Raw genomic sequence first — 6,959 nt, 5'->3', positions numbered from 1 at the left:
GAGATAGAATCTATTTTTAAGCTATTTTATTATTTTTTGTTGGTTACTTTACTAGAATATTTGACGCTTATTATTAATATTACTTCGTCTAAACGAATGGACTATCTTTATAGCGATATTTTCTTTATTGAAGAGTGATACACAAACAAAAAAATACAGTATAATCATTATTGTTCAAGTGTGTTTACTGGAAATAGCTGTGATGAAACCTCACCTTAAACGTTCATTAACAATAAAACAGATGGCCGCAGTAGCGGGCGTCACGTTGGTGACTATTGCTATTTTTATCAGTATTCAACTTGTTTATTTGATTGATCAACGTCGTGATGATTATCAAAATCAGCTTTTTAATGCCGGAGTCAGTATTCAGCAACCACTTGCAAATGCATTATTGCGTTCAGATTTAAACGAAGCTAAGCAACTGATTGTGGGATTAAAAACAACCGGTATTCTGGGTAAAGCGATTGTTATGCAGCCAGAAAATACTCAGGTATTAAACCTTGATTTTGCGCCTAAAAAACCAGTTTCTGATTTTTCACAGTGGCTTTTTGGTATTCCTGTTGAAGTCTCCATTCCTTTACAGCCGTTAGGAATAACTGCAACAGATGATAAGTCCTATACAGGTCACCTTATTTTACAAGCGGATACTAATCGCTTTTATCGTTTTGCCAGTAATACTGTTGCATTAATGCTCACCACTTATTTACTGATGGGGCTAACTTTAACCGTTGCTATCAGTTGGTGTATTAATCGTATTGTGATAAAACCATTACGTAAAATTGCGGTTACACTTAATCAAGATAATCAGGTATCTGCATTATCTTGCACAGAATCTCATCGTGATGATGAAATTGGTTTGTTGGTTAAAGGATATAATCATCAAAAATCTGATCAAAAATTACCAAAGGTCTGAACCTTCTGATGCCACAATGAGTCTAATCTCTATCGTGGTTTAGTTTTATGATTTTATGGTGATTAAGAATGACAAATATAAAAATAGACATTAAACATCTAACATGTCTTCTGGCACTTATTGTTAAACCTCATAAGTGGTTTAATACCAAGGATTAATAAAAAGAGGTTCACATGCAGGGTGTAATTACACGAGTTTTATTAGGAAGCGTTATGTTAGGCGCTGTTGTTTGCCAAGTTCAAGCTGAAGCTTTGCAGCCTGATCCTGCGTGGCAAGAAGGGCGTTTAGCCAATGGTTTTCAGTGGCAAATACTACAAACCCCACAACGTCCTAATGACCGCATACAAATTCGTCTGTTGGTGAATACTGGCTCATTATCCGAAAAATCAAATGAGACAGGTTTTTCATCACTAGTTTCAAAATTAGGTGTATTAGAAAATACAGGACTTTCTCCTGTTAAACGCGATAATTTATGGAAAAATGCATTAGATCCTGATTATCCACTACCGCCAATGATTGTTTCTTACGATTTTACGGTTTACAACCTAAGCTTACCAAATAACCAGCCAGAGCTACTTAAAGATGCGTTTGCATTACTTGCTGGCATTGCTAAACCCGCAGAATATACAGAAGATGCTGTTCGTAATGCTGTTCAATCACAGCTTCCTGTAGTGACATTCCCTGCTAATATAGAAGACCCTGTTTGGCGTGCTCGCCTTGAAGGTTCTAATTTAAAAGGGCATAACCCAGGTAAACCCGTTAACCACTCTGTTAATACCAAAGAACTTTCTGATTATCAGCAACGTTGGTATACCCCAGATGTGATGACACTGTATGTAACAGGTAACGTAGATAACCGACTACTAACAGAAAGCATTAATCAGGCATTTTCCCCACTTAATGGAAAACGTGTTTCGCCAGTTCCCGTTCCGGTACTGGCGGATATGAAGCCTGAAACATTGTATGTGCAAGAACCAATGCGTGCTAACGACCAAATTTCTTTAATTTGGGACTTGAATTGGTCGCCAGTAAAAGATTCGGACACATTAAATAAATACTGGTTGAGCGATCTGGCACGGGAAGTGATTTTTGTTCACCTAGGTCGTAGTCTTGAGCAACGAAAAGAGAAAGATAATACCCTTGTTAACATTGATTGCCGCGTACAATATCAGCGTGCCAGTTGCTCACTTAATGTCGACACAACAACGGCGAATGTACCTGTTATTGCATCGTGGGTTGGTGAAGAACTAGGCAAATTACGCAATCAGGGTATTAGTGATGAATTGTATCAAGAGCTTCAACAAGAAAAACAACTTCAGTTAACACAGTTGTTTGCGCGTTATGCAAAAACCAGTACTGCACTTTTGATTAATCAACGTTTGTTATCTCAGCAAAGTAATATTATTGATATTCCACCTGAGCAATATCAACGTTTGCGCCAAGCTTTTTTAGCAAATTTATCGAAAGAAATGTTGAACCAAGAGTTATCTAAAGTTTTATCTGAGGATATTACTTTTGTATTAACTCAAAGTGGTGAGACACCAACGGTTAATTTAGGGGAGTTGCGTATTCAGTTTGAAAAACAAGTTCACCCTGAATCAGCAATTATTCGTGAAGCTCAGCCTAATACAGCAATAGCGCCTGCACCTGTGGTCGATTCTGAAACTGTAAAACCAGTGATACCTGCAAAAAAATAGGTAAATCAGCATCAATTATTTAGTTTGCTGACAAAACATAGAAAAGCCGAAATATGTTAATTGTATTTTCGGCTTTTCTTTGAATTAAAGGCGCTTAAATGCTTCTTTAATAATAGTAATGAGAGCTTCACGATCATTACGTTGTGTGATAAATCCGGCTATAGCAATACGCTTTTCTGGTAAATAATAAGCAGCAGATCCCCAATAACCAAGATGATAATAAAGTGTACCTAACTCTGTATCTTCGGCCATTAAACCTAATCGATAATTAGCCGCCCCAGTATGATTGCCTTGCCAATACATCTCTTTTAATGTTGTGGGATGGGTATAAACGCGGCCTTCAAATAAATCCGCTGTAAACTTAGCAAGCTCTAGTGTTGTCATGACTAATCCCCCGCCGCCAAATGCATCCATAGAGGCATTGATATGTGTACCTTCATGTTTGCCTGTAAATTGTCTTGCGCGAGGTTTTGCATGCGTTGGTGATGTTTCTAATGATTCCCACCAGATTTGAGATAAATCTAAGTCTTGAAAATGTAGTAATTCTCTCACTGAGGTGGCCATATTTTTTTGGGTGAATTGAGAGAGAATATCACCAAGCAAAATATAACCGGTATCAGAATAAATAAAACGTTTTCCTGCGGGAATAATGGGAAAACCTTGCTGAGCATAATGTGTTATTTGTTCTTCACGAGTCCATTGATGTGAAGGGTTTTTAATGACATCTTCAAGATAAGTTTCATTAGCATGATCAAATAAACCGCTACTATGGCTTAATAAATGACGAAGTGTGATGGTTTTTAGGTCATATCCAAGTTCTGATAATGTTTGCTGATAGGTTGAACTAAGATATTTAGTTATATCATCGTCTAACGAAAGTGCATCTTGCTCCCATAAACGTAAAAATGATGCAGCTAAAAATGTTTTCGTATTACTTGCGATGCGAAAAGGTGTATCGACGGTTAATTTCTTCTTGCTGCTTTCATCAGCAAATCCATGTGCTATACCGAAAGGATACTTAACACCTTCACCCATAATATAGATGGCGCTTGATGAGGGTAAAGCATGAAAAGCATCAGTAATTGATTGAACCATTAATCACTTCCTTATCCGTCAGGAAATTGGTCAGAAAAAAGGGTGTACTTGGCACCCCTTAATATTTATATGTTGAGATTACTTATTTTTTGCTGCTGCTCGTAAATCAGTCACCGTTTTACCACCTATTCCCCAATTATCGGTATCAACCTCATCAATAACGACAACAGTTGTTGCGGGATTTTTACCTAATACATCCACTAAAAGTTGTGTTGCACCTGCAATAAGTTGCTCTTTTTGCTCGGCTGTTGCACCTTCTCGTGTAATTTTGATATTAACGTATGGCATTATTTTTTCCTTATTACGTTATTTAATAGGTGGTTAATGCACAGTGTTACCCATATAGCTAACGATGTAGTTTTATCATAAATTTAAGATACTGATGACGTTTCAGATAACTGTTCTTTTCGCATATTTGGTCCATCAGTTGCAATCCAAGCGGCGCAAAATAGTGTTAATCGTGCAAAAAAGTAGAAAAAAGCCATTAATCCGATCACCGAACCAAAAGCAGCACCGGAAGGTGAACTTGCAATTTTAGGTAACATCCAGGTCATAACCGATTTTAAAATCTCAAAACCAATTGCTGCGATTAATGTTCCTTTGACTAATGAGATCCGTTGAGGCTGGTGGCGAGGTAAAATCCAAAGTATCCACAAAAAGAGCAAATAGTTTGCTGTAATTGAGATAGTTAAGCCAAAGACTGTCCAAGCTGGGGTAAGCCATTCAATACCATCTAAGCCGAGAGCATGAACAATTATTTTTTGCGCAGAGCCTGCCACTGATGTCAATGTAATGGTGATAATCAGTGCAATCAATAAGCCAATCAGCGCTAAAAAATCACGAAAATAACGGAAGTAGATTTTTTCTTGTTCTTCTGTATTACGTTCCCAAATTGGACGAGATTGTGCCAAAATAGCTTGGCGTAAATTACCAACCCAATTAACACCGGAGTAAAGTGCGATAGCTAGTCCAGTCAAACCGACGGTAGTGCGTTGGCGCACGGCGGTGTCTATGCTCTGCTGAACTGTTGATGCTAAGGTGGGATCATCAATACTATTTGCAACGCCCGTAATCAGTTTTGCTAACAAATCTGGGTTTGATGCCAAAATAAAACCCGCACATGCAAAAGAGAGCATGAGTATAGGAATTAATGATAAAAATGAGAAATAAGTGATAGCTGCACCAAATTGGTTTCCCATTCTGTCAGTAAAGCGTTCTGCGGCACGAATAAGATGTGCAATAAACGGAATATTAGTAATAAAATTGGTGATCTTTATTCCTAACCCAATTGCTTTTTTCCCATTATGAAGCCCTTTTTCTAACCCTTTTTTAATAGGTTGAGTCAGTTGAGTTTTTTCTTTTGATGTTTGTTCCTGTCTCTCTTCTGACATATATCCTCTTTAATTAAATCAGTCCACTTTCAATGAATTAGTCATGTTACTATAGATTTTACTAAAAAATATCATAGCTTAATTAATGTTACATATCTTACACTTATTATAATTAGTTTATAATTTTAGCAGTCTATTGTTTTGCGTTGATTTAAGTGTAGATGATGTTCTCTTAAATGGAGATATCACTTCTTACTTCCGATTAATAAAAGCAACATTGTTATTAAAAAAATAAGTTTAGGATGAATAGAATAAATTGCTACTCACTTATCATTCTATTTATTAAGAGAGCAGCAATTATAATTATGGCTATTATTTGGTAAGTAAATTTAACTCATTTTCAAGTTCTTTAAGTTCTATTTTTGCTTCTGCTAACTTATTTTCTCGTTTTGCAATTTTATCAGCATCACCTTTAAGTTGTGCTTCTTGTAATTCAAGCTCTCGCTCTTTTACATCAAGCTGTTTTTCACGTAGTTCAAGGCGGGTGTTTTCGACGACCTTCTCAGGTGTGCAATAGCGTTCAACATTTTGCAAAGCACGCTCTAATCCTTGTAAACGATATTGGTTACCATGAGCTTTAGCATATTCTATTTGTCGCTGAATATTCTGCTTCTTTATCTCACAACCATTTACCGAGGTATTTGCATATGCATTACTCGCCACCATGCTAAATGCGATTACTGCAAAAAATATTTTTCTCATGATTTTCCCTTTCTGACTTAAGTTAAATAATCATTCATCATAACGGTTGAAAATCAAGACACAATGATTCTTTCGCTTTCAATAAAGAAGTTCGGTTTTTTCTGATACACTTAGCAGCATAACTCTTTTCAGAGTAAGTTAATTACTTTGCTATACCCATTTCTAACGGAAGATAAAGAATGCTGAGCTATCGCCATAGTTTCCATGCTGGTAACCACGCTGATGTTTTAAAACATATTGTTCAAACCCTTATTATTGAGTCGTTAAAAGAGAAAGAAAAACCGTTTCTTTATCTTGATACTCATGCTGGCGCTGGACGTTACCAATTGACCAATGCTCATGCGAGTCGCACTGGCGAATATTTAGAAGGTATTGCACGTTTATGGCAGCAAGAAGAGGTGCCTGAACTTATCCTTCCTTATTTAGAAGTTGTGGGTGCGTTAAATTCAAAAGATGAATTACGTTATTATCCTGGTTCACCTTTATTAGCTGCAAAATTATTACGTGAATATGATTCATTAGCGTTAACAGAACTGCATCCAACTGATTTCCCAATGTTACGTACTGAGTTTTCTCGTGATGATCGCGTTCGTGTTGCTCGTGAAGATGGTTTTGGCCAATTAAAATCAAAATTACCGCCAGCAAGTCGTCGTGGATTCGCATTAATTGATCCACCTTATGAGTTAAAACAAGATTACTCTGCGGTAATAAGCGGCGTTGTCGAGGGTTATAAACGTTTTGCTACAGGGACTTATGCAATCTGGTATCCCGTTGTCCACCGCCAACAAATTAAGCGTATGCTAAAAGAATTACAATCAACCAGCATTCGCAAAATCTTGCAAATTGAGCTGGCAGTAAAACCGGATAGTGATCAACTAGGAATGACGGCATCTGGCATGATAGTCATTAATCCACCTTGGAAACTAGAATCACAAATGAAATCCATCCTACCTTGGTTACATAAAACATTAGTGCCAGAAGGTATTGGGCATACATTAGTTGAATGGGTTGTACCAGAGTAACCGTTGTTTATCACGGTTTTTACCTATTACTGTAAAAGCTAAAACCTGACGTCCTATATCACAAAATTTGTCATAATAGACTTTATAATGTGTAACACTTAGGCTGTTAGTTACCTATTTTTCTACAGATAAATGGATT

General features: G+C 36.9%; 7 protein-coding genes. 3 read left to right on the top strand and 4 right to left on the bottom strand.

Going from position 1 to position 6,959, the window contains the following annotated elements:
* Window positions 1-202: 202 nt before the first annotated feature.
* Window positions 203-913 (top strand): HAMP domain-containing protein, encoded by a 711-nt coding sequence (locus M997_RS00380; protein WP_064718145.1) that lies wholly within the window; start codon window positions 203-205, stop codon window positions 911-913.
* 173 nt (window positions 914-1,086) lie between these two features.
* Window positions 1,087-2,610, top strand: coding sequence for an insulinase family protein (locus M997_RS00375; protein ID WP_064718144.1), 1,524 nt, complete (start codon window positions 1,087-1,089; stop codon window positions 2,608-2,610).
* An 84-nt stretch (window positions 2,611-2,694) separates the two neighbouring features.
* Here the strand turns inward: M997_RS00375 and M997_RS00370 are convergent, their stop codons facing one another.
* The 4 genes from M997_RS00370 to M997_RS00355 all read right to left on the bottom strand — a co-directional run bounded on the left by M997_RS00370 (window position 2,695) and on the right by M997_RS00355 (window position 5,798).
* Window positions 2,695-3,705, bottom strand: coding sequence for a serine hydrolase domain-containing protein (locus M997_RS00370; RefSeq protein ID WP_064718143.1), 1,011 nt, complete (start codon window positions 3,703-3,705; stop codon window positions 2,695-2,697).
* 78 nt (window positions 3,706-3,783) lie between these two features.
* Window positions 3,784-3,993, bottom strand: coding sequence for a 2-hydroxymuconate tautomerase family protein (locus tag M997_RS00365; protein ID WP_064718142.1), 210 nt, complete (start codon window positions 3,991-3,993; stop codon window positions 3,784-3,786).
* A gap of 83 nt (window positions 3,994-4,076) precedes the next feature.
* Window positions 4,077-5,096 (bottom strand): inner membrane protein YhjD, encoded by a 1,020-nt coding sequence (gene yhjD / locus M997_RS00360; RefSeq protein ID WP_064718141.1) that lies wholly within the window; start codon window positions 5,094-5,096, stop codon window positions 4,077-4,079.
* 312 nt (window positions 5,097-5,408) lie between these two features.
* A complete protein-coding gene (locus M997_RS00355) occupies window positions 5,409-5,798 on the bottom strand; it encodes a DUF1090 domain-containing protein (protein ID WP_064718140.1) in 390 nt (129 codons plus the stop codon).
* 179 nt (window positions 5,799-5,977) lie between these two features.
* Here M997_RS00355 and M997_RS00350 point away from each other — a divergent pair, with 179 nt between their 5' ends.
* The gene (locus M997_RS00350; RefSeq protein ID WP_064718139.1) at window positions 5,978-6,820 is read left to right on the top strand and encodes a 23S rRNA (adenine(2030)-N(6))-methyltransferase RlmJ; all 843 of its coding nucleotides are present in this window, start codon (window positions 5,978-5,980) and stop codon (window positions 6,818-6,820) included.
* Window positions 6,821-6,959 lie beyond the last annotated feature (139 nt).

Source organism: Proteus hauseri ATCC 700826, assembly GCF_001654965.1.
GTDB classification, from domain to species: domain Bacteria; phylum Pseudomonadota; class Gammaproteobacteria; order Enterobacterales; family Enterobacteriaceae; genus Proteus; species Proteus hauseri.
This window is presented reverse-complemented; position numbering and strand designations above follow the sequence as displayed.

Bases quoted from the DNA above. Each gene is read 5' to 3' on its own strand.
- M997_RS00365 (WP_064718142.1), bottom strand. From the start codon at position 3,993: ATGCCATACGTTAATATCAAAATTACACGAGAAGGTGCAACAGCCGAG.
- yhjD (WP_064718141.1), bottom strand. From the start codon at position 5,096: ATGTCAGAAGAGAGACAGGAACAAACATCAAAAGAAAAAACTCAACTG.
- M997_RS00350 (WP_064718139.1), top strand. From the start codon at position 5,978: ATGCTGAGCTATCGCCATAGTTTCCATGCTGGTAACCACGCTGATGTT.
- M997_RS00375 (WP_064718144.1), top strand. From the start codon at position 1,087: ATGCAGGGTGTAATTACACGAGTTTTATTAGGAAGCGTTATGTTAGGC.
- M997_RS00355 (WP_064718140.1), bottom strand. From the start codon at position 5,798: ATGAGAAAAATATTTTTTGCAGTAATCGCATTTAGCATGGTGGCGAGT.
- M997_RS00380 (WP_064718145.1), top strand. From the start codon at position 203: ATGAAACCTCACCTTAAACGTTCATTAACAATAAAACAGATGGCCGCA.
- M997_RS00370 (WP_064718143.1), bottom strand. From the start codon at position 3,705: ATGGTTCAATCAATTACTGATGCTTTTCATGCTTTACCCTCATCAAGC.